This is a genomic window from Streptomyces sp. NBC_00286 (assembly GCF_036173125.1).
GTDB lineage: Bacteria > Actinomycetota > Actinomycetes > Streptomycetales > Streptomycetaceae > Streptomyces.
Genome location: NZ_CP108054.1, coordinates 388,282 through 415,092, shown reverse-complemented (window position 1 = coordinate 415,092; position 26,811 = coordinate 388,282). Strand labels below are relative to the sequence as shown.

The following is a 26,811-nucleotide window of genomic DNA, read 5'->3' as shown; positions in this document are numbered from 1 at the left end:
ATGACGCCACGCACCCCACGCGCCCTCGCCGCACCATCCCTGGCCGCACCGTTCACGCTCTGCGGTCTCACCCTCCGCAACCGCCTTGTCGCCACCGCACACGCCACCGCCGCCGTCACCGACGGCGCCCCCACCGAGACCGACGCGGCCTACTGGCGGCGGCTGGCCGAGGGCGGCGCCGGCATGGTGATCACCGGAGGCACCGCCGTGGCCCCCGAGTCGACGCTGCCGCAGCGCTACCTGACCGAAGCGTGGCGCCCCGAGATCAAAGACGCGGTACGCCGTCGCGCAGAGGCCATCACCGACGGGGGCGCCGTGGCCGTCGCGCAGCTCGTCCACCTCGGCCGGGAGACCCTGGGCGCCGGCACGTTCTACGCGCCGGTCTCGGCCGCGGCCGTTCGCTCGCCCCGCGAGGCGACCACGCCGCACCCGCTGAGCACCGAAGAGGTACGTGGTGTCGTCGACGCCTTCCGTATCTCCGCGGCGAACAGTGTGCAGGCCGGTTTTCACGGCGTGGAACTGCACGCCGGCCACGGCTATCTGCTCGCCCAGTTTCTCTCCAGGGTCAACAACACCCGGGACGACGAGTATGGCGACCCCATCGCCCTGCCGGCCCAGGTGATCGACGCCATCCGTACCGAGATCGGTCAACTCCCCATCGGCTTAAGGGTGTCGGTGGAGCCCGGCGAGGAATCCGGACTCGGCCTGGAGGACCTGATCGAGCTGCTGCCCCGCCTGTGCGCCGCCGCGCCCTTCGCGTACGTCAACGTCACCACCGGCGTCCGCAACACCTACGTTCCCGGCATGGCCACCACCCGCCCGCCGCTTCTGGAGTCCGTGGCCCGTATCCGCTCGGCAGTCGCGGTGCCGCTCCTGGTCAGTCAGGGATTCCGGTCGGTCGCGGACATCGAGCGGGCGCTGGACTCGGGGGCCGATCTGGTCGGGATGGCCCGGCCGTTCATGGCCGACCCCGACTTCGCCCGCAAGGTGATCGCGGGCGACGAGCGATCCGTACGCCCCTGCACGGGCTGCAACGAGGGCTGCCGTACCTTCGAGCCAACCGGATCATGCTCGGTGAACCCCGAACTCGGCCCGCCGGGAGCAGCAGCCCGCCCGGCCGTCCCGCTGCTGCTGACCCGGCGAGGGTCCCGCGGCGGCCCTGTCGTCGTGCTCGGAGCGGGCCCCGCCGGCATGGAGTGCGCGATGGCGCTCGCCCGGTCCGGCGCCGAGGTGACGCTCTTCGACACGGCTCGGCGAACCGGCGGCCAGGCACGCCTCGCCTCCCTCGCCCCGCACCGCTCCGGCTGGCAGAAGTTCGTCGACTACCAGCGCGATCAGCTCGCCGACCTCGGCGTGCGGGTGCGGCTGGGCACCTCCCCGGCGCCGGACGACCTGGCGGCGTACGCCCAGATCGTGCTCGCCACCGGCGCGGCGGAAGAGTCCGTCCACGTGCCGGGCGAGCTTCTGACACTCACCAGTACGGACTTCCTGAGCCGGTACCCGGACGTCGTACCGGAAGCGTCCGGCGTCGCCGTCCTCGACGACGGCTTCGGGTGGTGGCAGGGCATCAGTGCCGTGGAGAGCGCGCTGGCGGCCGGCGCCCGCGAGGTCACCGTCATCACCCCCGGCACCGGTTTCGCGACGGGCCTGTCGCCGGAGAACCGCACCCAGTTGATGAACCGGCTCACCGGTGCGCCCCTGCGCGTCGTCGCGATGAGCACCGTGACCTCGACGACCACCGACGGTGTGCGCCTGCGCCATGTCCTGGACGGTCAGGAGACGCACCTCGCCGCCGACGTCCTGGTCACCGTCGGCGAACGCCGGCCCCGCCCTCCCGACTTCGCCCCTGCCGCCCACCAGACCGTTCGCGCGATCGGCGATTGCGTCGTGCCGCGCCGTGTCGCGCACGCCGTCGCGGAAGGGCGCGCGGCGGCGGCGGAGGCCGTCGCCGCGAGGCCGCTGTGACGATCCGCGCGTGGGCGGCGATCCGTCAGTGGGCCGGGCGGCCGGTGGCGCTCCCGCCCGAGGTCTGCGCCTGCGCTGTCGGCCAGGCCGGCGTGATGCGCCTCGATGACATCGACCGCCTCGACCGCCTCGACCGCCTCGACCGCCTCGATGGCATCAACGGCATCGACGGCCGCGGCCTCGTGGGGGCGCACCCGAGAGTGAGCCGTCGACGGAGACCGGACGGCGACCGCGGGAGGCCGGACGTCGCATGTTTGAGCCCGGACGTTGGCTGCGGGAGGTCGGACGGTGCACGTTGGAGCCCGGACGTCGTCCACCGGAGACGGACGTCATCTCTCGGGCCGGTCGACTGATGTCCCGCACTTCTGACCGCACCGCATGAGTTCCGGACGATGCCTGTGCCCTCTCATGTCGTCCGAGCCGAGCACACATTCTCCTCCGCGGTACTTCCGCGCTTCCCCAGAGAGGCAGTCCCCGCATGGCACACCAATACGACCGCATCCTCATCGGAGGCCGGCTCACGGCCCCCTCCACCGACCGCGTCGCGCAGGTCGTCTCACCCAGCACCGAGGAGGTCATCGGCCACGTCCCCCTGGCCTCGACGGCGGACATCGACGCCGCCGTGGCCGCGGCCCGGCAGGCGTTCGATGCCGGCCCCTGGCCGAGGTGGAGCGTTCAGCGGCGCGCCGCGGCCCTGCGCGACCTGGCCGACCGCCTCGACACGCGCGCGGCCGAACTCGCCGGTCTGGCCATGGCCGAGACCGGCTGCCCGCGCGGCTTCGCCGAGGGGTACTTCGCCATCGCCCCCTCCAACTACCTGCGCTTCTACGCGGAGTTGGCCGAGGGATACGTCTTCGAGGAGGAGCGGGTCAACGGACCGACCCGCACCCTGGTCGTCCGCGAACCCGTCGGCGTCGTCGTGGCCATTCCCGCCTGGAACGGCCCGCTCCCGCTGACCACCCAGAAGATCGCCGCCGCCCTCATGGCCGGCTGCACGGTCATCGTCAAGGTGCCGGTGCAGGACCCCCTCGCCTGCCATGTCTTCGCCGAGGCCGTGGCCGAATCGGCCGTTCCCGAGGGCGTCATCAGCGTGTTCGCCGCCGATGCCGTGGAGAGCGAGTACGTGGTCGCCCACCCGGGTGTGGACAAGGTCAGCTTCACGGGAAGCACCGCCGTCGGCTCCCGTATCGCCGAGGCCTGCGGCCGCGACATCCGCCGTGTGACCTTGGAACTGGGCGGCAAATCGGCAGCGATCGTGCTGGACGACGCCGACATCGACGCCGTCGTCCCGGCTCTCGTGGGCTGCGGCGCCGCCTTCATGCAGGGCGAGATCTGCACCGCTCAGACCCGCATCCTGCTGCCGCGCTCCCGCTACGCAGAGTTCACCGACGCCTTGGCCCGTCACATGAGCTCCCTGCCCATCGGTGACCCGGCCGACCCCGCGACCGTGATCGGACCGATGATCACCGAGGCGCACCGGGCGCGTGTCGAGGAGTACATCGCCCTCGGCCGGAAGGAAGGCGCCACCGTCGCCTGCGGCGGCGGCCGCCCTGCGGGCCTGACCACCGGCTGGTACCTGGAACCCACCCTGTTCACCGACGTCACCAACGACATGCGGATCGCGCAGGAGGAGATCTTCGGCCCGGTCGTCGTCGCCATCCCGCACGACGGCCCCGACCATGCCGTCGAGCTGGCCAACGATTCCCCGTACGGGCTCTCCGGAACCGTCTGGACCCAGGACGAGGAAGCCGCCCTCCGTATTGCTCGCCGCGTGCGCACCGGAACCTTCAGCATCAACAGCTACACCCTCGACATCAATGCCCCGTTCGGCGGCAGCAAGAAGTCCGGCATCGGCCGCGAGAACGGCCACGAAGGCCTCGACGACTACCTCGAGCCCAAGGCGATCGCCCTGTCGGGCGCGCCGCTGACCGACTGAGCCGCGACGCCCGCCTGTCGATTCCTCGGTCTAGGTCACGTCCTGGATCTCGTACATCTCCTGTGTCTCCACGTCTCACGTCTCGTACGTCCCTTTCGTCCAATCCTTGGTCTCAAAGAAGAGAAAGAGGTAAGCATGGCGCGTCGCATAGTGGTGTGCGGCGGAGGTTCCGCCGGTGGTGTCCTGGCCGCCCGGCTCAGCGAGGACCCCGCGAACACCGTCACGCTCGTCGAGGCCGGCCCCGACTACCGCACCCCGGAGGAGACCGCCCCCGAGCTGCTCGACGCCAACCAGTTCGGGTTCACCACCCACGACTGGGGCTATGAGTCGGCCGACCACGTTGCCGATGCCGACAGCATTCCGATGTTCGGGATCGTCGAGCAGGGCATCCTGCCCGTTCTGCGCGGCAAGGTCATCGGCGGCTCCTCGTCCGTCAACGGCGCCAACGCCCTGCGGCCCACGCCCGAGGACTTCGCCCGCTGGACCGGACTGGGCAATGACCGCTGGTCCTGGGACCACGTCCTGCCGTATCTGAAGAAGCTGGAGGACGATCCGGTCGGCGGAGAACTGCACGGCACCGGTGGACCCTTACACATCGAGCGCTTCACCGAAGGCAACGGGCTGCGCCCGGTCATGTCCGCGTTCCTGGAGGCCTGCGCGCAGGCCGGCCACCCCGTCCACGAGGACATCAACGGCGTCCGCAGGCGTGGCGCGGGCCCGATCCCCTTCAACCGCAAGAACGGCATCCGGCAGAGCTCGGCCATCGCCTACCTCGGCCCGGCCCGCCACCGAGAGAACCTGACCGTATTAGGCGAACAGACCGTTGACCGCGTGGAGTTCACCGAGGACGGGACGGCCCGAGCGGTGATCCTCGCCGGCGGCACCGTTCTTGAGGCCGACCTGGTCGTCCTGTCCGCCGGAGCCATCGGCAGCCCGGCCATCCTGATGCGCTCGGGCATCGGCCCGCGGCGGCTGCTCGACAGGCTGTCCATCCCCGCGGTCCAGTGCCTGGAAGGCGTCGGCAGCAACCTCCGTGACCACCCCATGGTCTACCTCACCTACGCCGTGGACGAGGAGGCGGTCGGTGAACTCCTGCCGCCGTTGCAGACCGCCCTGGCGTTCTCCTCGGCAGGGGCAGCCGGACAGGGCGAAGTCGACCTGCACGCGCTGCCGTTCACCATGGAGCCCGGGGTGATGCTGGTGCCTCTCGCCGTGGTCCGCCCGTACTCGTTGGGCAGCGTGGAGATCACCTCGCGCGCTCCTGAGGCCGACCCGAGGATCCGGTTGGGTCTGTTCGACCACCCCGACGACCTGCGGCGCATGGTGGCCGGTATCCGGCAGATCCGGGAGATCATGGGCTCGGGACCACTGGAGAAGTACGTCCGTGCCGAGACGTGGCCCGGGCCCGAGGCGACCACGGACGCCGACCTCGCACGAGCCGTCGTCCAGGGCAAGAACACCTACTGCCACGCGGTGGGCACCTGCGCGATGGGCGGGGAGGGCACCCCGGCCGCGGTGGTCGACCAGGCCGGCAAGGTGCACGGGGTCGACGCACTGTACGTCGTCGACGCCTCCACCATGCCGGACATCCCGGCCGTGCCGACCAACACCACGGTGATGATGATGGCAGAGCGCTGGGCGGACCAACTGGGCTGCGGCGACTGACGGTTGGCGCGACCGCACCGCACCGTATGAGTGATCCGGTCGCCGGACATCCGGCGGCCGGCTTACCGGCGGCATGGAGTCGGTGGCGCTGACGCCACCGAGGTGCAGTGCAGGTCGTCACGGACGACCGCCATGTGCTTCAAGGCCAGGGCTGATGCATGAGCTCGCATGGCCGGAACCCGCCCGCACCGCATGAACCCGACCTCTTCGCCGACAGAGATGAGGACGGGGGGTCAGCGACCGGTCGGCCACGTCAGCGGCCGTCCGGGTGGTCCTCAGCCTGTCGTTCAGCCTTGTCGTTCAGCCTTGTGCCTCGACCTCACGCCAGAACGCGTCGACGCGGGCGTTGAACAGGTCCGGGACCTCCTGGAAGGGCTGATGGGCCTCCCCGGGCAGTACTTCGAACACGGCGCCTGGGATCCCCTCGGCGACCACGCGCCCGAGGCGCGGTCGTGCGGCGATGTCGAGCTCGCCGGCCAGGACGAGCGTCGGTGCGGTGATCTCTGCCAGGCGGTCGAGTGTGTCGTGGGTTGTGAACGGGGCGAGCTGGCGCTGAAAGGCTTCGACGGACTGCGGGTGAGGGAAGGCCAGCGTCTCCTCGATGATCTGGTCGACCGTGCCGTCGGCGTGCGCGCGCGGCGTATAGATCCACAGGAAGAACGCCTCGAGCATGGCACGCTCGCTCGGGGCACGCTCGGCCATCCAGTGCCAGAAGCCCGCCATGGAGCGGAAATAGACGTCGGGGCGGGCCCACGTGCTCATGAGGACGAGGCTGCGGACGAGCCCGGGATGGTTGAGCGCCAGCTCCTGGGCGATGAGGCTGCCTCCCGAGAATCCGGCGACGTGGGCCGCCGGGACCTGGAGCGCGCGCAGCAGCGCGGCGGCGTCGTCGGCCATCATGGGTACCGAGAGCGGTTCCTCGGGCAGCGGCGTACGTCCGGCGCTACGGTTGTCGAAGGCGGTGACCCGGTAGCGATCCGCGAGCCCGTCGAGCTGCGCCTGCCATGCTTCGGCGGGATCACTGAGCCCAGCGACGAGCAGGACGTCGGGCCCCCGGCCCCGGCGCTCGACCCAGAACTCGGTGCCGTCGACATTGATCATCTCGCCCATTCTCAGCCTCCGGGACACCTGATTCTGCCCATGCCCGTGCAGTCTCGTGGTGCTGCTGCACCCGTCCTCGTGGTGCTGTCGCACCGTCCTCGTGGTGCCGCTGCACGTTGAGGTCGCCGGCCTGCTGCACGTGACGCCGCCGGCCTGCTGCTCGGCGCGGTTCACGTGCAGGCGCCCGGCGCTTTCGCCGTCACCGAGCCAACTGGCTCGCCCGGGCGTGGCCCTAGACGCGGCGGCACGACGAGGCGCGCCATATCGACACCGTCCCACAGACTGCGGAGGTATGCCTGCGGTAGCTCGCGGTCCCCGGATCCTTGCGGCGCAGCCCGCCCGCTGAGGTCATCTCGCTGACCGATGCCCTCAGCGAAGAGCCACGGGCCGCGCAGCGAGATCGGATCGCGTCTCGGCCCGCAGGGGGTGATGCTGAAAAGCCTGGGAGGTTACCACCATGAGTGAAAGGCACAGCCACAGCGACGGCCCGCCAGTGAGCAGGGACGAAGGGCGGCGCGGCACGGAGGCCGGCATTCCGGGCTCCCTCGTGGAGGAGCTCGCTTCGAGGTTTCGGGGGCAGCTCATTCGGCCGGGGGACCCGGGCTACGAGCCGGCACGAGAGATCTGGAACGGCATGATCGACAGGCACCCCGCACTGGTGGCGCGGTGCGACGGTGACGAGGATGTGATCGCCGCAGTGAGCTTCGCCCGCGACAACGAGCTGCCGCTCGCGGTACGCGGAGGCGGGCACGGCGTCGCCGGCCATGCGCTCTGCGACGGTGGAGTGGTCATCGATCTGTCGGAGATGACGGCGGTCGATGTCGACCCTGAGGGACTCACAGCTCGTGCGCAGGGTGGCTGCAGGCTGGGAGACCTCGACCGCGCGACCCAACGGCATGGGCTTGCCGCCCCTACGGGGGTGGTGTCGGCGACCGGGATCGCCGGACTCACCTTGTCGGGCGGGATGGGCTGGCTTCGGCGCAAGTACGGGCTGAGCTGCGACAACCTCGTATCCGCGAAGGTGGTCACCGCCGATGGGAAGCTGGTTGCCGCCGACGTGAGCGAGAACAAGGACCTCTTCTGGGCGATCCGCGGCGGCGGCGGCAACTTCGGGGTCGTGACGTCCTTCGAGTACCGCCTGCATCCCATCGGACCCGAGGTGTTCTTCTGCTTCGTGTTCTACCCCGCGGACCGTGCCGGAGAGGTGCTGCGGTCCTGCGAGCGGTACCTGTCGGCAGCGCCCGATCAGGTGGGTCCGATCGCGGTGTTCGGCAGGGTGCCGGAAGTCGAAGAGTTCCCGGCGGAGTGGCACGGAGAGCCCTACGTGGCGCTCCTGGCGCTGTCCCCCGAAAGCCCCGCGGAGGGCGAGCGAGCCCTGCAGCCGCTCCGGGAAATCGCCGAGCCGATCTGTGACCTCAGCGGCGCCACGACATACCTGGAGGCGCAGGCAGTTCTGAACGACGACTACCCGGATGGCGGGCGCTACTACTGGAAGTCCGTGAACGCGCCCGAGCTCAGCGACGAGTTGATCGAGTCTCTTGTGCAACACGCTGCTACGGCGCCGTCGAGGGCGTCGACCATCGACGTCTGGTTTCAGGGCGGCGCGATGGCACGTGTGGGCGAGGAGGAGACTGCCTTCGCCAACCGCGGTGCGGCGTACCTGCTCGGCATCGAGGGAAACTGGGGGGACGATGCCGACTCGGTGGAGAACGTGACTTGGGTGCGAGACACCTTCGCCGACCTGCGCACGTACTCCTCAGGGGGTGTCTACCTCAACTTCCCCGGCTTCCTCGAGGAGGGGGAACAGCTCATGCGTGAGGGCTACGGCGTCAACTACGAACGGCTCTCGGCGGCCAAGGCGACATACGACCCCGCAAACCTCTTCCGCCTCAACGCCAACATCGAGCCGAAGCGCTGAGCCGCTCCAGAGCAGAGCTTGGCCTCGTGGAGGGGGCGCTGCCCGGCTTCTTGACCTCGTCTGCGATCCGCCCTTGTGCGACGGCTCCCTGCCCGCTCACGCCAACGCGTTCGCCTTCAGTAGGTCCTGGACGGTTGACCGCTTGACCGCCGGGGCGAGCAGGTAGGTGGCGAGGGCCCGGCGGCTTCTGGGGCCTGCGGGTCGGTTCAGGGATTGAACCGAAGTAGGTATGCTCATCAGGAAGCGATTTGAACCAGATTCGGTTCGATCTCCCGGTAGAACTACCTGCTGCAAGTTGCCGAACGGCGGCATCCTTCGAACTTGTCTCGATCAAAGGGTTGACAGGGCCCCTCGGTGCTTCCAAACTCGGAGTGAATTCAGTTCAGTTTGGAAGGGTGAGCAGCATGGCAGTGGAAGACGAGATCCAGTTCGAGCGTGACGGCCACGTGGCCCGTGTGTGGCTCAACCGCCCGTGGAAGAAGAACTGCGTCACGGTGCCGATCCTGGACCGGCTCGACGAGATCATCACCGAGGTCGACGAGGACCCCGAGCTGCGAGTCCTGGTGGTCCGCGGTCGCGGCGGCACCTTCTGCTCGGGCTTCGACCTCGACAGCTTGAAGGCGGAGTACGTCGGCAAGTCGAACGCGATCGATGTCGCCGTGAAGTCCGCGAAGGTGTGCGACCGCCTCTACTCGATGAAGACCCCCTCGGTCGCGGTCCTGGAGGGCCACGTCACCGCCGGCGGCTTCGAGATCATGATCTCCTGCGACTTCGCCATCTCCGCGGACGACGCCAAGATCGGCGACTTCCACATCCGCCGCGCGCTGTTCGGCGGGGCCGGCCCGATCTACCGGGTGCCGCGCATGATCGGCATCCGCAAGACCAAGGAGCTGATGCTCACCGGCAAGCTCCTCTCCGGCATCGAGGCCGTCGAGTTCGGACTGATCAACAAATCCGCCCCGGCCGACAAGTTGGACGAGACGGTCGACGACTTCATCGGGGACCTCGTCGACAAGAGCCCCTTCATGATGTGGCTGACGAAGATGACGATCGACCGCAGCCTGGACGCCGACACCCAGTCGCTGATGGTGATGGAGCACCTCGCCGTGGGCGTGGCCCTCAACTCCGAGGACGCGAACGAAGGTGTGTCGGCGTTCCTGGAGAAGCGTGAACCCAAGTGGACGGGGCGCTGATCCGGATGGCCACGGATCCGCGGAGTCCGACCGTCGCCGTCGGGCTCCAGGGCTCATGCTGCTCCGGCTGCGCGGTGACGGCCTACCCCGCGGAGGACGCGTGCCCGCGCTGCGGGGGACCGGCCGAGCCGGCGGTCCTCCAGGGCACGGGCAGGCTGTGGACCTGGACGGTGCAGCGGTACGCCCCCAAGTCGCCGCCCTACCAGGCCCCGCCCGGCGGATTCGTGCCGTTCGCGCTCGGTTACGTCGAGCTGGTGGAAGGCGTGCGGGTGGCCGCCGTACTCGAGGTCGACGACCTCGACGACGTCCGCATCGGCATGCCCCTCGCCGTGACCGCGGGCCACGGCGTCCCGCGGGCCAGGCCCACGACCCCCGGCGAGGAGGGCTCATGAGTACCGACGTACTGGTCTGCGGCGCCGGGCGCACCCCGTTCGGCCGGTCGGAGGCGAGCGGCCGGCAACTGGCCGTCGGTGCGGTGAACGCCGCGCTGGCGGACGCCGGGATCGAGTGGTCGCGGGTGCGGGCCGCGTTCGGCGGCAGTGACAGCGCAGGCCTCGCCGACACGCTGGTGGCCCAACTCGGCCTGACCGGGGTGCCGTTCATCAACGTCAAGAACGGCTGCGCCACCGGCGGCAGCGCGCTGATCTCCGCCGTGAACGCGATCCGCTCCGGCATGGCGGACGTCGTCCTCGCCGTCGGCTTCGACAAACACCCACGCGGAGCCTTCGACCCGCGGCCCGAGGACTGGGGGCTGGGAGCGGAGTACGGCAGCGACGGGCTGATGGTGACGACCCAGTTCTTCGGCATGAAGATCCAGCGCTATATGTACGACCACGGAATCACCCCGCGCACCCTGGCCCTGGTCGCCGAGAAGGCGTACCGCAACGGCGGTCTGACCCCTGAGGCATGGCGGCGCAAGCCGGTGTCGGCCGAGGAGGTCCTCGAATCCGGCATGGTCAGCGATCCGCTGACCCGCTACATGTTCTGCTCACCAGGGGCCGGCGCGGCCGCGCTGGTGCTCTGCTCGCCCGAAGCCGCGCGCAGCCTGGACACCCTGGCCGGCCCGCCGGTCGCCTTGCGCTCGGCGGCCGTACGCACCCGGCGTTTCGGCTCGTTCGAAGTCTTCAGCCCCTGGATCCCCGGTGGTCAGCTGACCAGCGTCAGCCGTGATGCCTCGGCCGCCGCCTTCGAGGAAGCCGGGATCGGCCCCGGCGACGTCGATGTCTGCCAGCTGCAGGACACCGAGAGCGGCGCCGAGGTCATGCACATGGCCGAGTGCGGGTTCTGCGAGGACGGCGAGCAGGAGCGGCTGATCGCCTCCGGTGTCACCGAGATCGGCGGAACGCTGCCGGTCAACACCGACGGCGGCTGCATCGCCAACGGCGAACCCATCGGCGCCTCGGGGCTGCGCCAGGTCTACGAGATCGTCCAGCAGCTGCGCGGTCGGGCCGGTGAACGCCAGGTCCCGGGCGAGCCCAGGGTCGGCTTCACCCATGTGTACGGCGCCCCCGGCGTGAGCGCCTGCACGGTGCTGTCCCGCTGAACGAACGTCCCCGTTGAGCGTCCCGCCGATCGGAGGTGGAAGAAGACATGAGCGATATCCCGGAAGCCGGCGCTGTCCCGGAGCCCGAGGAGTTCCGCACCCAGGCCCGGCAGTGGCTCGCCACGGTCGCCCGGCCCCGCGCCGCCGACGAGGAATGGGGCAGCGGCTCCGACTCCGTCGCCGTGTTCGAGAACTGGACCGAGGAGCAGGAGCGCGAGCACACCGCCCGCATCCAGGGGTGGGAACGCACCCGCTACGACCACGGGTGGGGCGCGCTCAACTGGCAGGAGGCGTACGGGGGTCGGGGCCTGCCCGCGTACTACGAGCAGCTCTACCGCACCGAAGAGGCGGCCTTCGACGTGCCGCACCGCACCGAGGTCTTCCCGGTGACGCAGCAGCTCGTCGCCCCCGCGATCGGCATCTGGGGCACCGAGGAGCAGAAGGAGCGCTGGCTTCGGCCCATGCTGCGCACCGACGAACTGGCCTGCCAGCTGTTCTCGGAGACCGAGGCAGGATCCGACCTCGCGGCGGTGCGGACCAGGGCCGTGCGCGACGGCGACAACTGGGTGCTGACCGGGCACAAGGTGTGGACCTCCGGGGCCCGCGTCGCGACCTGGGGCGTCGCGGTGTGCCGCACCGATCCGGACGTACGCAAGCACGCCGGCATCACCGTCTTCCTGGTGCGTATGGACGCGCCGGGCGTGACCGTACGGCCCATCCAGCAGATGACCGGCGGCACCAGCTTCAACGAGGTCTACCTCGACGGTGTGGTGGTGCCCGACACCGACCGGCTCGGGCCGGTCGGCGAGGGCTGGCGGGTCACGCTCAGTGTGCTGGCCGCCGAGCGGCTCGACTCCGGCAACCTCGGCCTTGACAACGCCGACCGGGCGCTGGAACTGGCCGGGAACCTGACCCGTCCGCTCACCGGCAGCGAACAGCAGAGGGCCGCCGACCTCCACATCCGCACCCTCGTCCAGCGGCTCATGGGACTGCGGGTGACCGCCGCCCTCGTGGCCGGACGCGAGCCCGGCGCGGAAGCCTCGGTCGGCAAGCTCTACGCCACCGAGACCATGCGGCGCACCAGCGATCTGGTCTCCGAGCTGCTGGGGCCCGGCCTCGTCGCGGACACGGGGGAGTGGGGCACCTACGCCTGGACGGAGCACCTGCTCGGCGCCCCCGGCTACAGCATCGCGGGCGGCACCGACGAGATCCAGCACAACATCCTCGCCGAACGCGTGCTTGGCCTGCCCAGGGAACCGGTCCGATGAGTAAGGAGCACGTCCGATGAGCACGGCCACCCAGGTGCCGGAGCTGTCCGTCCGCGTCCGCGACCGGCTCGCCCGCCGCCACCCGGGCGCCCCGATCGGCGAGTTGACGGTGCTGCCGGGCGGCCACTCGGGGCTCACGTACTCCGTCACGGCCGGGGATCACAGGTACGTCGTCAAGGCGGTGCCTCCCGGGCAGCGGCCCGTCGGACGCAACGACGTGCTGCGCCAGGCGCGCGTGCTGGGCGCGCTGTCCGGGTCCGTGGAGCAGGTGCCGGTGCCGGGGGTCGTGGCCGTCGACGAGAACCAGCCGGCATGGTTCGCCATGGACTTCGCGGTCGGCGAGGCCGTCGAGCCCGTACTCGACGAGCCCGAGGTGCCCGCCGCCACGGCCCGCGCCCGCATGCTGGAGATCGCCTCCGTCCTGCGGCGGCTGCACGCCACCGACACCCGTACGCCCGGGCTCGACGCGCCTGAACCGCTCGACGCGGCCGGTGAGTTGGAGCGATGGAGCCGTACCCTGCACGCCGTACCACCGGAACTCCGCCCCGGCGGCGAGGAGTTGCTGGCTCGCCTGGCCGTCGACGTGCCCGGCGGCATGCCACCGGTTCTGCTGCACGGGGACTTCCGGCTCGGCAACGTGCTGTGTGACGGCGAGCGCGTGGTGGCCGTCGTCGACTGGGAGATCTGGAGCGTTGGCGACCCGCGCATCGACCTCGGCTGGTTCCTGCTCTTCGCCGACCACCGCAACTTCCCCCAGCTGGGGCACGCTGTGCCCGGTCTGCCCAGCGAGGCCGAACTGCTGGACGCCTACCTCGACGGTAGGCCCGCGCTGCCCGCGATGGACTGGTTCCGGGCGCTCGGCCGCATGAAGATGGCCGCGATCATGGGCCACAACCTGCGCCGGCACCGCGAGGGCAAGCACCTCGACCCGGACCAGGAGCGACTGCCGCCGACCATCGCCGCGATGATCCGCACGGCACGCGACATCCTCGGCTGATCCGGACCGACCACACGAACCCCGGCACCCCGCACCCCGGCACCCCGCACCCCGGCACCCCGGACAGGAGCAATCGTGGATTTCGGATTCTCGCCACGGGCGAGTGAACTCCAGGACCGTATGCGGTCGTTCATGGAGCAGCATGTCTTCCCCGCGGAAGCGGTCTACGACCGGCAGCTCGCCGAAGGGGACGACCCGCACGCGCTGCCGCCCGTGATGACCGAGCTGAAGGAGAAGGCGCGCGCCGAGGGTCTGTGGAACCTCTTCATGGCGCACGGCGACTGGGGCGCGGGGCTCACCAACCTCGAATACGCGCCGCTCGCCGAGCTGGCGGGCCGCTCAATCATCGGCCCCGAGGTGTTCAACTGCTCGGCGCCCGACACCGGCAACATGGAACTGCTCGCGCTGTTCGGCACGCCCGAGCAGCAGGAACGCTGGCTGCGGCCCCTGCTGGACGCGGAGATCCGCTCCTGCTTCGCCATGACCGAGCCGGAGGTCGCCAGTTCCGACGCCCGCAACATCCGGACCCGTATCACCCGCGACGGCGACAGCTACGTCGTCAACGGCCGCAAGTGGTACACCTCCGGGATCCTCGACCCCGACTGCAAGCTGATCATCCTGATGGGCAAGACCGACCCGGACGCGCCCACCTACCGGCAGCAGAGCATGCTGCTCATCCCCCGGGACACCCCGGGCGTCACGGTCCTGCGCGACCTGCCGATGTTCGGCTACACCGACCGGCTCGGACACGGTGACGTGCTCTTCGAGGACGTCCGCGTGCCGGTGGAGAACATCCTCAGGGGCGAGGGGGAGGGCTTCGCGCTCGCCCAGGGACGGCTCGGTCCGGGGCGGATGCACTACGCGATGCGCGCCGTGGGCTTCGCCGAGCGCGCCCTGCAGCTGATGTGCGAGCGCGTCACCGAACGCACCGCCTTCGGCGGGCCGCTCGCCGATCAGGGCGTGGTGCGCGAGTGGATCGCCCGCAGCCGCATCGAGATCGAGCAACTGCGCCTCCTCGTCCTCAAGTCCGCCTGGCTGATGGACACGGTCGGAAACGCCGCCGCACGCATGGAGGTCGCCGCGATCAAGGTCGCGGCGCTGGAGGTCGCCCACAAGGTGGTCGACCGCGCGGTGCAGGCGCACGGCGCGGCGGGGGTCAGCGACGACACCGTACTGGCGCGGCTGTACGCGATCACGCGTGCGCTGCGCATCGCCGACGGCCCCGACGAGGTGCATCTGCGGACGGTGGCCCGCCAGGAACTCGCCAAGTACCGCAAGACCGGCCCGAAGAGCGAGCACCGGACGACCGACACGAAGGCAGGAGCAGCGTGAGTGCCAACACCCTCGACGGCAAGGTCGCCGTCATCACCGGTGGATCCCGCGGCATCGGCCTCGGCATCGCGACCGCCTACCGGGCGGCCGGCGCGCATGTGGTGATCGCGGCCCGCAAGGCGGCCGGACTCGCCGAGGCACGCGAGGAGTTGCTCCGCGTCAAGGGCGACGGCGACGTGCACACGGTGGTGGCCAACGCCGGCGAACCCGAGCAGGCGGAAGCCTGCGTCGACGAGACCATGTCCCGCTTCGGCCGGGTCGACGTCCTCGTCAACAACGCGGCGACCAACCCGTACCACGGCGACCTGCTCGACCTGGACCTGCCGCGCGCGGAGAAGACCGTACGCGTCAACCAGTACGGCATGATCGCCTGGACCCGTTGCGCGTGGCGGTCCTGGATGGCCGAGCACGGGGGAGCGGTGGTCAACATCGCCTCCGTGGGCGGGCTGATCGTCGACCCGCACATCGGCTACTACAACGCCACCAAGGCCGCCATGCTGCACATGACCCGGCAGCTCGCCTACGAACTCGGGCCGCGAGCGCGGGTCAACGCCATCGCTCCCGGTCTGATCAAGACCGAGCTGGCAAGGGCGGTGTGGGAGGTGCGCGAGCCGATCCTCACCGCCAAGCTGCCGCTGCGGCGCCTCGGCACGGTGGAGGACGTGGCGAACGCGGCGCTGTTCCTGGCCTGTGACGCCTCCTCCTGGATGACCGGCCAGACGCTGGTGCTCGACGGCGGAGCGACCGCCCTGCCGATCGGAGTGGACGAGTGAGCGCGCCGCAGTCGACCGCCGAGCTGTTCTCGCTCCAGGGCCGGACAGCCCTCGTCACCGGCGCCTCCGCCGGGCTCGGCGCACGCTTCGCCGCCGTTCTCGCGCAGGCCGGCGCCACCGTGTTCGCCGCGGCCCGCCGCATCGACCGGCTGAAGGAACTCGCCGACTCCGACGCGCGTATCCACCCCGTCGCCTGCGACGTCTCGCTCGCCGCCGACCGTACGCGGCTGGCCGAGACCGCGCTGGCCGCCACCGGCCGTCTCGACATCCTGGTCAACAACGCGGCCACCTCCGGCGAGACCCGCGCCGAGGACGAATCGCCGGATGCCTTCGCCGACGTCCTCGGCGTCAACCTCACCGCGCCCTACCACCTGGCCCGCCTCACCGCCGAGGCACCCGGTGACACGGGCGGCAGGAGCATCATCAACGTCTCCTCCATCCTCGGTCTGGTGACCGCCGCCCCCCTCGGCGGCGCGAGTTACTCGGCGTCCAAGGCCGGACTGATCGGCCTGACCCGGGAGTTGGCCGGACAGTGGGGTCGCAGCGGCATACGTGTCAACGCGCTCGCCCCGGGCTGGTTCCGCACCGAGATGACCGCCGACCTCTTCGGCGACGAGCGCTCCAGCCGCTGGGTCGAGCGCAACACCCTGCTGGGGCGCGGCGGCGACGGCCACGAACTCGACGGTGCGCTGCTGTTCCTCGCCTCGGACGCCTCCTCGTACTGCACCGGACAGGTGCTGACCGTCGACGGCGGATGGACGGCGCGATGACGGCCGGAGCGATGAGTGTCGGCATCGAGATCGACGACGACGGCCTTGCCCGCGTCACCCTGCGCCGGGGCGAGGCGGGCAACGCCATCGACCTGGACATGGCGCGCGGACTGCTGGACACGGCGCGGATCTGCGCGCGTGAAGCCGTACGGGCCGTGCTGCTGACCGGCGAGGGGGAGTCCTTCTGCGTCGGCGGTGACCTCAGGGAGTTCTCGCGCCTGTCCGGCGAGGCGCTGGAGAAGCACCTCACCGCGGTGACCGACGCGCTGCACGACGCCCTGCGTACGTTCGCCGCGGGCGACGCGCCCGTGGTGGCCGCCGTGCAGGGAGCCGTCGCGGGCGCGGGCATCGGTCTGGCCGCGGCCGCCGATGTCACCCTCGCCGCCGACAACGCCTCGTTCACCGCCGCGTACACCGGTATCGGTTACTCACCGGACGCCGGAGTCAGCTGGTTCCTGCCCCGCCTGGTCGGCCACAAGCGAGCCCTGGACCTGCTGCTGACGAACCGTCGGATACCGGCGGCGGAAGCCGCGGACATCGGACTGGTGAGCCGCGTCGTCGCCCACGACCGACTGGCCGCCGAGGCCGAGCGCACGGCAGAGGCCCTGCGCGGTGGACCCACCGCCGCCTTCGGGGCCACCCGTCGCCTCGTCGCCGCCGGGCTGACCGCGGACCTCGGTCCCCACCTGGACCGCGAGGCCCGCGCGCTCGCCGCCGCGGCCGCCTCCGACGCGGGCCGTGAGGGCGTGGCCGCCTTCCTGGGCAAGCGGGCGCCCGACTTCACGCGCGTCCCGCCCAGCAGCTGAACCCGTACCCGAAACCCCCTGGAGCCCACCGTGTCGGAAGCATTCATCGTCGGAGCCGTCCGCACCCCTGTCGGCCGCCGCAAGGGCACGCTCAGCGGCGTGCACCCCGCCGACCTCGGCGCCCATGTGCTGCGCGCCCTGCTGGAGCGCACCGGGGCCGACCCGGGCGCCGTCGACGACGTGTACTTCGGGTGCGTCAGCCAGCTCGGCGCACAGACCGGGAACATCGCCCGCACGGCCTGGCTGTCGGCGGGGCTGCCGCAGCACGTCCCCGGCACCACCATCGACCGCCAGTGCGGTTCCTCCCAGCAGGCCGTGCACTTCGCCGCCCAGGCGGTCGGCTCCGGCGCCGCCGACCTGGTGGTCGCCGGCGGTGTGGAGGTGATGAGCCTGGTGCCCATCGCCAGCCCGATGTTCGTCGGCGAGCAGGCCGGCATGGGCAGCCCGTTCGCGGGGGACGGCTGGCGCGAGCGCTTCGGTGACCAGGAGGTCTCGCAGTTCCGCGGGGCCGAGCTGATCGCCGAGAAGTGGGGCGTCTCCCGTACGGACATGGAGCGGTTCGCGCTCACCAGCCACCAGCGGGCCCTCGCCGCACAGGCCGACGGAGCGTTCGCCGAGGAGATCACGCCGACGTTCGGACTCACCGCCGACGAGGGCCCGCGCGCCGACACCACCCTCGAGAAGATGGCCGGCCTGAAGACCCTCACCGAGGACGGCCGGCTCACCGCCGCCGTCTCCAGCCAGATCTCCGACGGCGCCGCCGCCCTGCTGATTGCCTCCGAGGATGCGGTGCGCCGCCACTCTCTGACGCCGCTCGCGCGCGTGCACACCATGGCGGTGGTCGGCTCCGACCCGATCCACATGCTGACCGGTCCCATCCCGGCCACCGGGAAGGTCCTGGACAGGGCCGGGCTGTCGATCGACGAGATCGACCTGGTCGAGATCAACGAGGCCTTCGCCTCCGTCGTCCTCGCCTGGCAGCAGGAGATCGGCGCCGCCCCGGAGCGGGTCAACGCCTTCGGCGGCGCGATCGCGCTGGGACACCCGCTCGGCGCCACCGGCGCCCGGCTCATGACCACGCTCGTCCACCAACTGCGCAGGACGGGCGGACGCTACGGTCTGCAGACGATGTGCGAGGGCGGCGGCATGGCCAACGCGACCGTGCTCGAGCGTCTTTGACCTGAAAGCCGATTGGCAACTGAGTTCAGCTTGGGGCTACTCTCGGGTACGACGAGACGGGCGGCAGCCAGGAGACGAGTAGGCCATGGCGACAAGGATCGTTGAACCGGAAGCGGGACCGAGGTCCAAGCGTGCCGCCATCCTGGCGGCCGCCGTCGACTGCTTCGGTGAGACAGGCTTCGAGGCCACCAAGTGGTCCACCGTGGCGGAGCGGGTCGGCATCGGACAGACCGCGCTGTACCACTACTTCGAGTCGAAGACCCATTGCCTGCTCACCATCATGCGGCTGGAACTGCAGCGTTCCCACGACAAGTTCACGGAGGCGACCGCGGAGGCCGCGGATCCGGTCGAGGCGCTCCGGGCGGCCGTACGGGCGGCGTACGACGTCTCCGACCAGGAGGTCCTGCAGATGCGTATCCTGCAGAACCACATGGACCTGCTCTCCGGCCCGCGCAAGTCCAAGCGGGAGGAGGCCGAGCGCGTCGCGGCCCGCCAGCTGGTCCAGCTCGTCGAGCGGGACTGGACGAACCTGCTGGTGCGTGGCATGTCCCAGGGCGCGTTCCCGCTGCGGGACGCGCAGTTGCTGGGCGCGAGCGTGCTCGGCCTGATCGTCAGCGTCTGGCGGTGGTACCGGCCGTCGGGACCCACGCCGCTGTCCGAGGTCAGCGAACTGATCGAGGGTGCCTGCGTGCGGATGGTCGCCACATGATGCCCTGAGTGGCCCTCGGCTTCTCCGGTCGGCCTTCCTGCCCCCTGGTGGACAACCGTCAGGGGGCTTTGTCATCCCCGCTTCCGGCGGCCGCGCTACCGCCGCGGAAGCTTCGTGACGCACTATTGCCAGGCCTGTTTCCCCGGGATTACCATCCAAACTGAATTGAACTTGGCTCAGGTTGATCTGGAGAGGGCTCCTATGGCGTTGCGTGCGTACATGGCCAGCATGGACAGCCGGCATCCGGAGCGGACGCTGGACCTGCTCGAACCCGACTTCCGCTTCCTCATCGCCCTGCCGGGCAAGGAGGTCACCGGCAAGTCCAGGGAGGACTTCGCCGCGTACATCGCGGGCCGTAATCCCATGGACCGTGCGCACGAGATCCTGCGCTACAGCCGGGACGGCGACGTCGAAACCGTCTACGGAGTGGTGACGGAGGGCGGGCGGTACACCGGCTCCTTCCTCTCCGCCGCGGTCGTGTCGCCCGGCGGACTTCTGGCGCGCTACCAGTCCTTCTTCACCACTACCTTCGAACTGGTCGACTGGGCACCGGACGACAGGAGCCGGGCATGACGGACACCTCGACCCCAGCCCAAGGGGCCGCAGCCCCCTTTCTCACAGCCTGGTTCGAGATTCTCGACGGGGACGAGCCGTCCCGGATCCTCGAACTGATCAGTGACGACTTCTCGCTGTCCATCCTGTTCTCCACCGGCGACGGCAACGCCACCGACTTCGCCGGAGGCCGGGACGCCCTGGTGGGCTACCTCGAGCAGCGCGAGCGGGGCACACGCACCCACCATCTGCTGTCGGCGACCACGCTCGGCCAGGACGAGCTCTTCCTGGGGGAGGTACGACGGGCGGGCGTCCCGGAGGCGACCTTCGTCGCCGCCGGGCGCGTCAACGGCGAAGGCCGGCTGCAACGCCTGCTGATCGGCCGCTCGTCCGAGATCCGCTTCACCTGACCGCGTACGTCGGAACGACCACGACCGACGACGACGTACGACCGACCATGTACGGAGGACCGTCATGTACAACCTCGTCCTGCTGGCAGCCCGGCCTCCGGAGTGGACGCACGAACGGTTCATCGAGTGGTGGCGCGGCGACCACGCCGAGCTGACCTACCGCCTGCCCGGCCTGCGCGCATGGCGGCACACCGAGATCGACGCCGCTCTCGAGCCGCGCTCCGAGGGCTGGGACGGCATCTCCGTGCTCAGCTTCGACTCGCCGGAGGACCTGAAGAAGGCCCTGGCGAGCCCCGAGTGGGCCGATGCCGTCGCACAGGTCGGCGACATGAAGGGCCGCCGAATCGCGGTGATGGGGCACGAGGCGGAGATGTTCGCGGCCTGAGGCTTCGGGCGGTCCGGAGACCGGCCGGCCCGCCCCGGTTCATCAGGACGGGCAGGCACCGCAGCGTTCAGTAGACGGAGTTCGGCACGGCGCAGCGAGGGACGAGATGCGACAGGTAGTGCGAGACTTCCAACAGAAGGCGGACGAAGCCGACTTCGTGGCCGTGATCGACGACGCGGGCAGCCATACGGCCCGGCAGCTGCTCGAAGAGGCCACGCGGCTGGCCGGAGTGCTGTCCACCGCCGGCACGACGGGCGGGACCGTCCTGCTCCAGGCCGACAACTCATGGCGTACGGTCGCCGCCACCCTCGCCGTGGGCCTGAGCGGCGGCGACGGCGGTGTGGTCGCGGTGGTCAACCGGCACACCACACCGGCCGAGTTCGCCGCGGCCTGGGAGGACATCCGCCCGGACGTCGTCGTCGCCGAGCCGTCGGCAATGGCGGAGTGGGCGGTGCCCGAACGGCTGCCGGGCCCGGCGCGGACGGTGCTCGACGGCTGGCAGTGCCTGTCTGCTCCCGGTGAGCGTGACGTGTCGCGCTGGTCGGGCGGCGTCCTGATCGGCCTCACCTCAGGGTCGACCGGGCGGCCCAAAGGCGTCGTCCAGTCCGAGCGGTCACTGCGCTATGCCGCCACGAGCACCATGACCGTCAACGGCCTGTCGCCCGGGGACGCCGTCGCCGCGATCGTGCCGCTGTCGTCGACGGCGGCGTACTGCTTCGGCGTCTACCTCTCCCTCCTGCTGCGCGGGCCACTCGTCATGACGGGGAAGTGGGACCGGGCCGTCGTCCTGCGGCGGATGGCCGAGGCCGACGTCCGCTGGACCATGTGCGTGCCGACCATGGCGCTGCAGATGGGCACCGAGGCTGCCGGCTCCGGCATCCTCCGAGGTGTCCGGTCGATCACCGTCGGCGGCGGACCCATGGACCGCGGCGCCCTGGCCCGGGCCGAGCAATCCCTGGGCACGAAGATCCTCCGCGTCTTCGGCATGTCCGAATGCCTCGGCCACACCTCGCCGAGCCCCGACGAACCCGAGGAGATCCGGCTCGGCAGAGACGGCCGCCCCTTCCCGGGTACGGAGCTCCGCGCGCTGACCCCCGACGGGCGGACCGCGGGCCCAGGCGTGACCGGACGGGCGCATGTGCGCGGCCCTTCGCTTTTCCTGGGCTACGCCCGCGACGGCAAGGTCGAGCCGCCGGCGCTGACGGAGGACGGCTTCCTGCCCACCGGCGACCTGTTGATGACCCATGAGGATGGCAGCATCAGCATCATGGGCCGCGAGAAGGACATCATCATCCGCGGTGGGCGCAACATCGACATCACCGAGATCGAGCGCGCGGTGGCCAGTTACCCGCGCGTGGCCAGGGCCTGTGTCGTGGCGGTTCCCGACGATGTCCTCGGCGAACGTGTGGCGCTGCTCGTCGTCACCGAGGACGGCGGAGGCATCGACCTCGCCGAAGTGACCGGACACCTGGAGAACGTCGGCCTGTCCAAGACCAAGTGGCCGGAATTCGTGTACGGCATAGGGGAGTTGCCCCAGACAAAGGTCGGCAAGCTCGACCGGCGCGGGGCCCGGGACCTGGCGGCCAGACTCCATACTCGTACGTCCGGGCGGTCCGGGTCCCGTCACTACGACCCGGCCTGACGAGGCAACATATTCGCGAACCGTGCCGCCGCGCACGCCCTCCGGCGTGATCCACGCGGCGGCACACCGATGAGGAGGATCATGACAGCGCGGTTCGACCAGGGCCCGTGGGCCGCAGCCGGAGTGCAGACCGTACAGCCCGGGGTGCACCGCGTTCCTCTGCCGCTTCCCAACGACGGCCTGCACGCCGTCAACGTCTACCTGCTGGAGGACCTGGCCGACGACGGCGGCATCGTCATGATCGACGGCGGCTGGGCGATCCCTGAGGCACGCAAGGCGCTCGAGGAGGCGCTGGCCGCCATCGGCCGCGACCTCGGCGACATCAGCCACATCCTGGTCACCCACATCCACCGCGACCACTACACGAACGCGGTGGAACTCCGCCGGCTGCTCGGCTCGCGCGTCTACCTCGGCGCGGGCGAACGCCCGGGCCTGGAGATGCTCGACCGACTGCGCAGCGACGTACCCGCCGGCTCACTGGAGACCCTGCGCACCGCAGGAGCCGGCGAACTCGCCGACCGTATCCAGGCGATGGACCACGGCGGCTACGACCCGAGCGTGTGGGAGGGGCCCGATCGCTGGCTCGCCGCCGAGACGCTCCGCTTCGGCGAGCGCGAACTGCATGTCGTACCAACTCCCGGACACACCAAGGGACATGTCGTCTTCCTGGACGAGCAACGGGAGCTGCTGTTCTCCGGCGACCACGTCCTGCCGCACATCACCCCGTCCATCGGTTTCGAGCTGGCCGAGCCGGGCGGCCGCCCGCTCGCCGACTACCTGGACTCACTGCGGCTGATGACCCGGTACGCCGACGCCCGCCTGCTGCCCGCGCACGGGCCGGTCGCCGACAGCGCCCACACACGTGTCGCCGAGCTGCTCGACCACCACGACGACCGGCTGGCCAAGAGCCTGACGGCGCTGGGCGAGGACACGCTCGACGCCCACGCGGTGGCGCGCAAGCTCGGATGGACGCGCCGGGCGGTGCCGTTCGGCGAACTGAACGCCTTCAACCAGATGCTCGCGGTCAACGAGACCGCGGCGCACCTGGATGTCCTGGTGCTGCGAGGGCGGGCGACGATGGCGTTCGTGGGCGGCGTGAACCAGTACACGCGCCTGCGATGACACCTATTCCTGCGATGACACCCAGGAAGATCACTCGTCCAGGTCCGGCAGCCGTGCCGGGGCCGGGCTGATGCGTTCGCCGTGCTGGTCGAAGACGAAGAGATGGGCCAGGTCGACCAGCAGGGGGACCTGCATGCCGAGGCGAAGCTCGATGTCGGGGGTGGTGCGGACCACCAGGTCACCGGGCAGGCGGTTCTCCTGAGCCGCCGGCTGATCCGGCCGCTCGTTCGGCTCGTCCGGCTCATCCAGGACCACGACCGGGCCGGCACGCAGGGCGCCCGCCCGACCCCGGATGCGATCCAGGACCGTACCGTCACGGCGGCGTCGACGGACGGCGCGTACGGGATGCGGGGCTTCCAAGTCCGGCACGAAGGCGGGCTGGGAGCCCGTGTTGAAGTGGACGAGGACCTCGTGCCCCTGGAACTCCAGATGCTCGACCAGGCCGCTGATCGCCACCTCTCCAGGACGCGCGGAGCCGGGCTTGGCGATGCGCACCGCCTCCGAGCGCAGCCCGACGATGACCTCCCGACCCTGCTGCACGCGCAGCAACTGGTGGTCCAGGGAGAGGGGTTCGGGCAGGCGCAGGTACTGGCGGCCCAGGCTGATGGACATCGCGCCGTCGAGCGGGGCGCGGACCAGGCCGCGCAGCAGGTTGATGCGGGGCGTGCCGATGAAGGCCGCGACGAACACGTTCCGGGGCAGCGAGTACACCGAGCGCGGGGTGCCCACCTGCTGGAGCACACCGCCGCGCAGTACGGCCACCCGGTCGCCGAGCGACATGGCCTCGGCCTGGTCATGGGTGACGTACACCGTCGTCACGCCGAGCTGCCGGGTGAGCGTGGAGATCTCGGCCCGCAGGTGGTTGCGGAGCTTGGCGTCGAGGTTGGACAGCGGTTCGTCCATGAGGAACGCGGTGGGATGGCGCACGATGGCCCGGCCCATGGCCACGCGCTGGCGCTCGCCGCCGGAGAGCTGGCGGGGGTAGCGGTCGAGCAGGTCCTCGATGCCGAGCATGCGGGCCGTCGCGTCCACGCGGGGGCCCCGGTCTTCGCCCGGGTTCTCGACGCGCAGCGGGAAGCCGATGTTGCCGCGGGTGGTCATGTTCGGGTAGAGGGCGAAGTTCTGGAACACCATCGCCATCGCCCGCTCCGACGGCTGCAGATCGTCGGCGGGCTCGCCGTCGAGCAGCAGCTCGCCCTCGGTGATCTCCTCGAGTCCGGCGATCATCCGGAGCACGGTGGACTTCCCGCAGCCGGACGGCCCGAGCAGCACGAGGAACTCGCCGGGCGCGATGTCGAGCGAGAGCCGGTCCACCACGCGGACGCCCCGCGTATAGGCCTTGCTCACGTGGTGCAGAGAGATGGCGCGTGTCATGGCAGGTGCCCCCGAGGGCTTGCTGAGCGCTGGTGCTCCGCTGTCGGAGGTCCCGGGCGGTCGCACGGGACTTCTTCAGTCACGGAAATTACACGCGACTTGAGTCACGGAAATTAACGGACCGCACATGTCCGAGGGAAGACCCCGCCGGTACCGGAATTCGAATGGTCCCGTCCCGCAACCAAGAAAGCGGACAGATCGCGTGCCGGATCTCTCTGTCTTGGGTACTCGGGATGGCCAGAGCCCAGCGAGTATCACGGTGGGAGGACGAAGATGATCTCCGACTTGGTGTTGGTGCCCGCAAGCGGCGCCCCGCTCGCAGGCGATCTGGTCGTCCCCGGCCCGGTGCGGTCGGTGGTGGTCATCACCGAGGGCAGCAGCAGCTCCCGGGGCAGTTCGCGCGACCGTGCGCTCGCCGATACGTTCCACCGGGCAGGCATGGGCACGTTGCTCCTTGATCTCCTCACCGAACTGGAGAAGCGGCAGGACGCGCGCTCGGCTCGGCATCTCTTCGACATCCCGTTCCTGGCCCAGCGGCTGGTGGATGCCATCGACTGGCTGGACCAGCGGCCGGAGACCGCCGGTGTCCCGGTGTGCCTGTTCGGCGGCGATTCATCGGCTCTGTTGGCGGCCGCGGAGCGCCCCCAACGCGTTGCTGCCGTGGTCGTCCGAGGCGGACGTCCGGACCTCACGTACGACGCGCTGCAGAGCGTCCGCGCCCCGGTGCTGTTCGTGGTCGGCGGCAACGAAGAGGCAGACCCACGCCTCAACCAGGAGGCTGCCGGAAAGCTCGGCGCGCCGACCCAGATCTACGTCGTGCGCGGCGCAACGCATCTGTTCCATGAGCCAGGGGCGCTGGAGGAAATCGCTGCCGCGGCCCGGCAGTGGTTCGCATCCCATGTGGAGAGCGGACCTCGCGCGGGGACAGGCCGGTGACGGCTGGGGCGGTACCTTCCGTACGCCGCCCCAACCGGCACCGGCTCGCGATCAGGCGGTGGTACGGAACGGGCCGGTCACCTCGTAGGTGATGCCGCCGGAGGAGCTGCCGCTCGTACCGCGCTGGCTGGAGAAGTACAGCCGCTTGCCGTCGGGCGAGAAGGCGGGGCCACAGATCTCCGAGCCGGACTGGCCGGTGATGCGCAGGAAGGGAGCCACGATGTCGTCGGGGGTGATGATGCAGATCTCCATGTTGCCGCCGTCCTCGGCGACGAACAGGTCGCCCGAGGAGCTGCCGGTGACGTTGTCGACGCCGGTCAGCGGTGCGGCTCCGTTGGTGACCAGGCTGTCGTCGTAGGCCAGTTCGTAGGTGCTGTTGAGCAGGTTGAGCTGCCAGACGCGGTTGTCGCCCTTGGTGGTGAACCAGACGGTGTCGCTGGCGTAGTGGCAGCCCTCGCCGCCATTGAAGATCTTGGCGCCGGAGACCTGGTCGCGGGTGTAGGTGGGGGAGCCGTCAGGGTCGGGCACGTTCGCCCAGGTGAAGGAGCCGGAGGTGCCGGTGCCGGCTCTCAGCACCTGGAGGGTGCCGGAGGCCAGGTCGCCCCAGGTGGTGGGGATGAACCGGTAGAAGCAGCCGTCCGACTCGTCCTCGGTCAGGTAGATCACCTTGCGCACCGGGTCGGTGGCGGCCGCCTCGTGCTTGAAGCGGCCCATCGCGGCGCGGCGGACGGCGGCCTTGGCGCCCCACGGGTCGGTCTCGTAGACGTAGCCGCGGCTGACCTCCTCGCAGGACAGCCAGGTGTTCCACGGGGTGGCGCCGCCCGCGCAGTTGTTCCGCGTGTTGGACAGGATGCGGTAAGCGCCGGCGATGGCGCCCGAGGAGCTGAACTTGACGGCACTCGCGCCGCCACCCGTTCCGACCTCCGAGTTGGAGACGTAGATCCAGCCGCTGCCGTCGGCGAAGCAGGCGCCGCCGTCGGGCGCGCTGTGCCAGGTGTACGAAGTGCCGGGGACCGTCTGGCTGGAACGGGCGATGACTCTGCTGGTGAAGCCGCTGGGCAGCATGATCCCGTTGGCGTCCGCGGCCAGCAGACCGCCGTACGGGCTGGTGCCGTTCTGGGCGGGGGCCGCATACGCGACGCCGTGCATGAGCGTGCCGCCGAAGACGGCGGCCGAGGTGCCGATCACTGCACCGCGCAGGAAGTTGCGACGTTCCACAGCTACTCCTTCGTCAA

The 26,811-nt window shown here is 70.4% G+C and carries 24 protein-coding genes; 21 read left to right on the top strand and 3 right to left on the bottom strand.

Translation table 11 applies throughout. The annotated features are described in order from the left end of the window. From OHT21_RS02050 to OHT21_RS02040, 3 genes are all read left to right on the top strand, one after another. Nucleotides 1-1,965: an oxidoreductase gene (locus OHT21_RS02050; RefSeq protein WP_328766415.1), complete on the top strand. Its 1,965-nt coding sequence runs from the start codon at nt 1-3 to the stop codon at nt 1,963-1,965. Between the two features lie 478 nt (nt 1,966-2,443). After that, a complete protein-coding gene (locus tag OHT21_RS02045; protein WP_328766414.1) occupies nt 2,444-3,901 on the top strand; it encodes an aldehyde dehydrogenase in 1,458 nt (485 codons plus the stop codon). Nucleotides 3,902-4,036: 135 nt separating this feature from the next. Then, complete coding sequence (locus OHT21_RS02040) at nt 4,037-5,566, top strand: GMC family oxidoreductase (protein ID WP_328766413.1); 1,530 nt, start codon at nt 4,037-4,039, stop codon at nt 5,564-5,566. Between the two features lie 300 nt (nt 5,567-5,866). Here the strand turns inward: OHT21_RS02040 and OHT21_RS02035 are convergent, their stop codons facing one another. After that, on the bottom strand, nt 5,867-6,667 hold the full coding sequence (locus tag OHT21_RS02035) for an alpha/beta fold hydrolase (protein ID WP_328766411.1): 801 nt from the start codon (nt 6,665-6,667) through the stop codon (nt 5,867-5,869). 457 nt (nt 6,668-7,124) lie between these two features. Here OHT21_RS02035 and OHT21_RS02030 point away from each other — a divergent pair, with 457 nt between their 5' ends. From OHT21_RS02030 to OHT21_RS01950, 17 genes are all read left to right on the top strand, one after another. Further along, on the top strand, nt 7,125-8,585 hold the full coding sequence (locus tag OHT21_RS02030; protein WP_328766410.1) for an FAD-binding oxidoreductase: 1,461 nt from the start codon (nt 7,125-7,127) through the stop codon (nt 8,583-8,585). 404 nt (nt 8,586-8,989) lie between these two features. Next, on the top strand, nt 8,990-9,778 hold the full coding sequence (locus tag OHT21_RS02025; protein ID WP_328766408.1) for an enoyl-CoA hydratase/isomerase family protein: 789 nt from the start codon (nt 8,990-8,992) through the stop codon (nt 9,776-9,778). A 5-nt stretch (nt 9,779-9,783) separates the two neighbouring features. Beyond that, on the top strand, nt 9,784-10,170 hold the full coding sequence (locus OHT21_RS02020) for a Zn-ribbon domain-containing OB-fold protein (RefSeq protein ID WP_328773933.1): 387 nt from the start codon (nt 9,784-9,786) through the stop codon (nt 10,168-10,170). Next, nucleotides 10,167-11,321 carry a thiolase family protein gene (locus OHT21_RS02015; RefSeq protein WP_328766407.1) on the top strand — a complete coding sequence of 385 codons (1,155 nt, stop codon included), beginning with the start codon at nt 10,167-10,169 and terminating at the stop codon, nt 11,319-11,321. Before OHT21_RS02020 ends, OHT21_RS02015 begins: the two co-directional genes overlap by 4 nt. A gap of 47 nt (nt 11,322-11,368) precedes the next feature. Next, nucleotides 11,369-12,589, top strand: a complete 1,221-nt coding sequence (locus tag OHT21_RS02010) for an acyl-CoA dehydrogenase family protein (protein WP_328766405.1) — start codon at nt 11,369-11,371, stop codon at nt 12,587-12,589. 16 nt (nt 12,590-12,605) lie between these two features. Beyond that, entirely contained in the window at nt 12,606-13,586 is a 981-nt protein-coding gene (locus OHT21_RS02005) for a phosphotransferase family protein (protein ID WP_328766404.1), read from the top strand. Between the two features lie 75 nt (nt 13,587-13,661). After that, the gene (locus tag OHT21_RS02000; protein WP_189322679.1) at nt 13,662-14,918 is read left to right on the top strand and encodes an acyl-CoA dehydrogenase family protein; all 1,257 of its coding nucleotides are present in this window, start codon (nt 13,662-13,664) and stop codon (nt 14,916-14,918) included. After that, entirely contained in the window at nt 14,915-15,691 is a 777-nt protein-coding gene (locus OHT21_RS01995; RefSeq protein ID WP_328766403.1) for an SDR family oxidoreductase, read from the top strand. Before OHT21_RS02000 ends, OHT21_RS01995 begins: the two co-directional genes overlap by 4 nt. Then, entirely contained in the window at nt 15,688-16,461 is a 774-nt protein-coding gene (locus OHT21_RS01990; RefSeq protein WP_189322681.1) for an SDR family NAD(P)-dependent oxidoreductase, read from the top strand. The genes OHT21_RS01995 and OHT21_RS01990 overlap by 4 nt, the downstream gene beginning before the upstream one ends. Further along, nucleotides 16,458-17,267: an enoyl-CoA hydratase/isomerase family protein gene (locus OHT21_RS01985; protein ID WP_328766401.1), complete on the top strand. Its 810-nt coding sequence runs from the start codon at nt 16,458-16,460 to the stop codon at nt 17,265-17,267. Before OHT21_RS01990 ends, OHT21_RS01985 begins: the two co-directional genes overlap by 4 nt. 30 nt (nt 17,268-17,297) lie before the next feature. Continuing rightward, nucleotides 17,298-18,446 (top strand): acetyl-CoA C-acetyltransferase, encoded by a 1,149-nt coding sequence (locus OHT21_RS01980; protein ID WP_328766400.1) that lies wholly within the window; start codon nt 17,298-17,300, stop codon nt 18,444-18,446. A gap of 85 nt (nt 18,447-18,531) precedes the next feature. Continuing rightward, on the top strand, nt 18,532-19,155 hold the full coding sequence (locus OHT21_RS01975; RefSeq protein WP_328766399.1) for a TetR/AcrR family transcriptional regulator: 624 nt from the start codon (nt 18,532-18,534) through the stop codon (nt 19,153-19,155). 201 nt (nt 19,156-19,356) lie between these two features. Continuing rightward, entirely contained in the window at nt 19,357-19,728 is a 372-nt protein-coding gene (locus OHT21_RS01970; RefSeq protein ID WP_328766398.1) for a nuclear transport factor 2 family protein, read from the top strand. Continuing rightward, on the top strand, nt 19,725-20,117 hold the full coding sequence (locus OHT21_RS01965; RefSeq protein WP_328766397.1) for a nuclear transport factor 2 family protein: 393 nt from the start codon (nt 19,725-19,727) through the stop codon (nt 20,115-20,117). Before OHT21_RS01970 ends, OHT21_RS01965 begins: the two co-directional genes overlap by 4 nt. Before the next feature lie 64 nt (nt 20,118-20,181). Then, complete coding sequence (locus tag OHT21_RS01960; protein WP_328766396.1) at nt 20,182-20,502, top strand: EthD family reductase; 321 nt, start codon at nt 20,182-20,184, stop codon at nt 20,500-20,502. A gap of 106 nt (nt 20,503-20,608) precedes the next feature. Then, nucleotides 20,609-22,144, top strand: a complete 1,536-nt coding sequence (locus tag OHT21_RS01955; RefSeq protein ID WP_328766395.1) for a class I adenylate-forming enzyme family protein — start codon at nt 20,609-20,611, stop codon at nt 22,142-22,144. 81 nt (nt 22,145-22,225) lie between these two features. Next, nucleotides 22,226-23,266, top strand: coding sequence for an MBL fold metallo-hydrolase (locus OHT21_RS01950; protein ID WP_328766394.1), 1,041 nt, complete (start codon nt 22,226-22,228; stop codon nt 23,264-23,266). A 30-nt stretch (nt 23,267-23,296) separates the two neighbouring features. On the opposite strand, the gene OHT21_RS01945 is transcribed toward OHT21_RS01950, so the two are convergent. Beyond that, the gene (locus tag OHT21_RS01945) at nt 23,297-24,640 is read right to left on the bottom strand and encodes an ABC transporter ATP-binding protein (RefSeq protein WP_328766393.1); all 1,344 of its coding nucleotides are present in this window, start codon (nt 24,638-24,640) and stop codon (nt 23,297-23,299) included. 273 nt (nt 24,641-24,913) lie between these two features. On the opposite strand from OHT21_RS01945, the gene OHT21_RS01940 reads away from it, so the two are divergent. Beyond that, on the top strand, nt 24,914-25,576 hold the full coding sequence (locus OHT21_RS01940; RefSeq protein WP_328766392.1) for a dienelactone hydrolase family protein: 663 nt from the start codon (nt 24,914-24,916) through the stop codon (nt 25,574-25,576). A gap of 51 nt (nt 25,577-25,627) precedes the next feature. Here the strand turns inward: OHT21_RS01940 and OHT21_RS01935 are convergent, their stop codons facing one another. Then, nucleotides 25,628-26,794: an alkaline phosphatase PhoX gene (locus OHT21_RS01935; RefSeq protein WP_328766391.1), complete on the bottom strand. Its 1,167-nt coding sequence runs from the start codon at nt 26,792-26,794 to the stop codon at nt 25,628-25,630. Nucleotides 26,795-26,811: the final 17 nt, after the last annotated feature.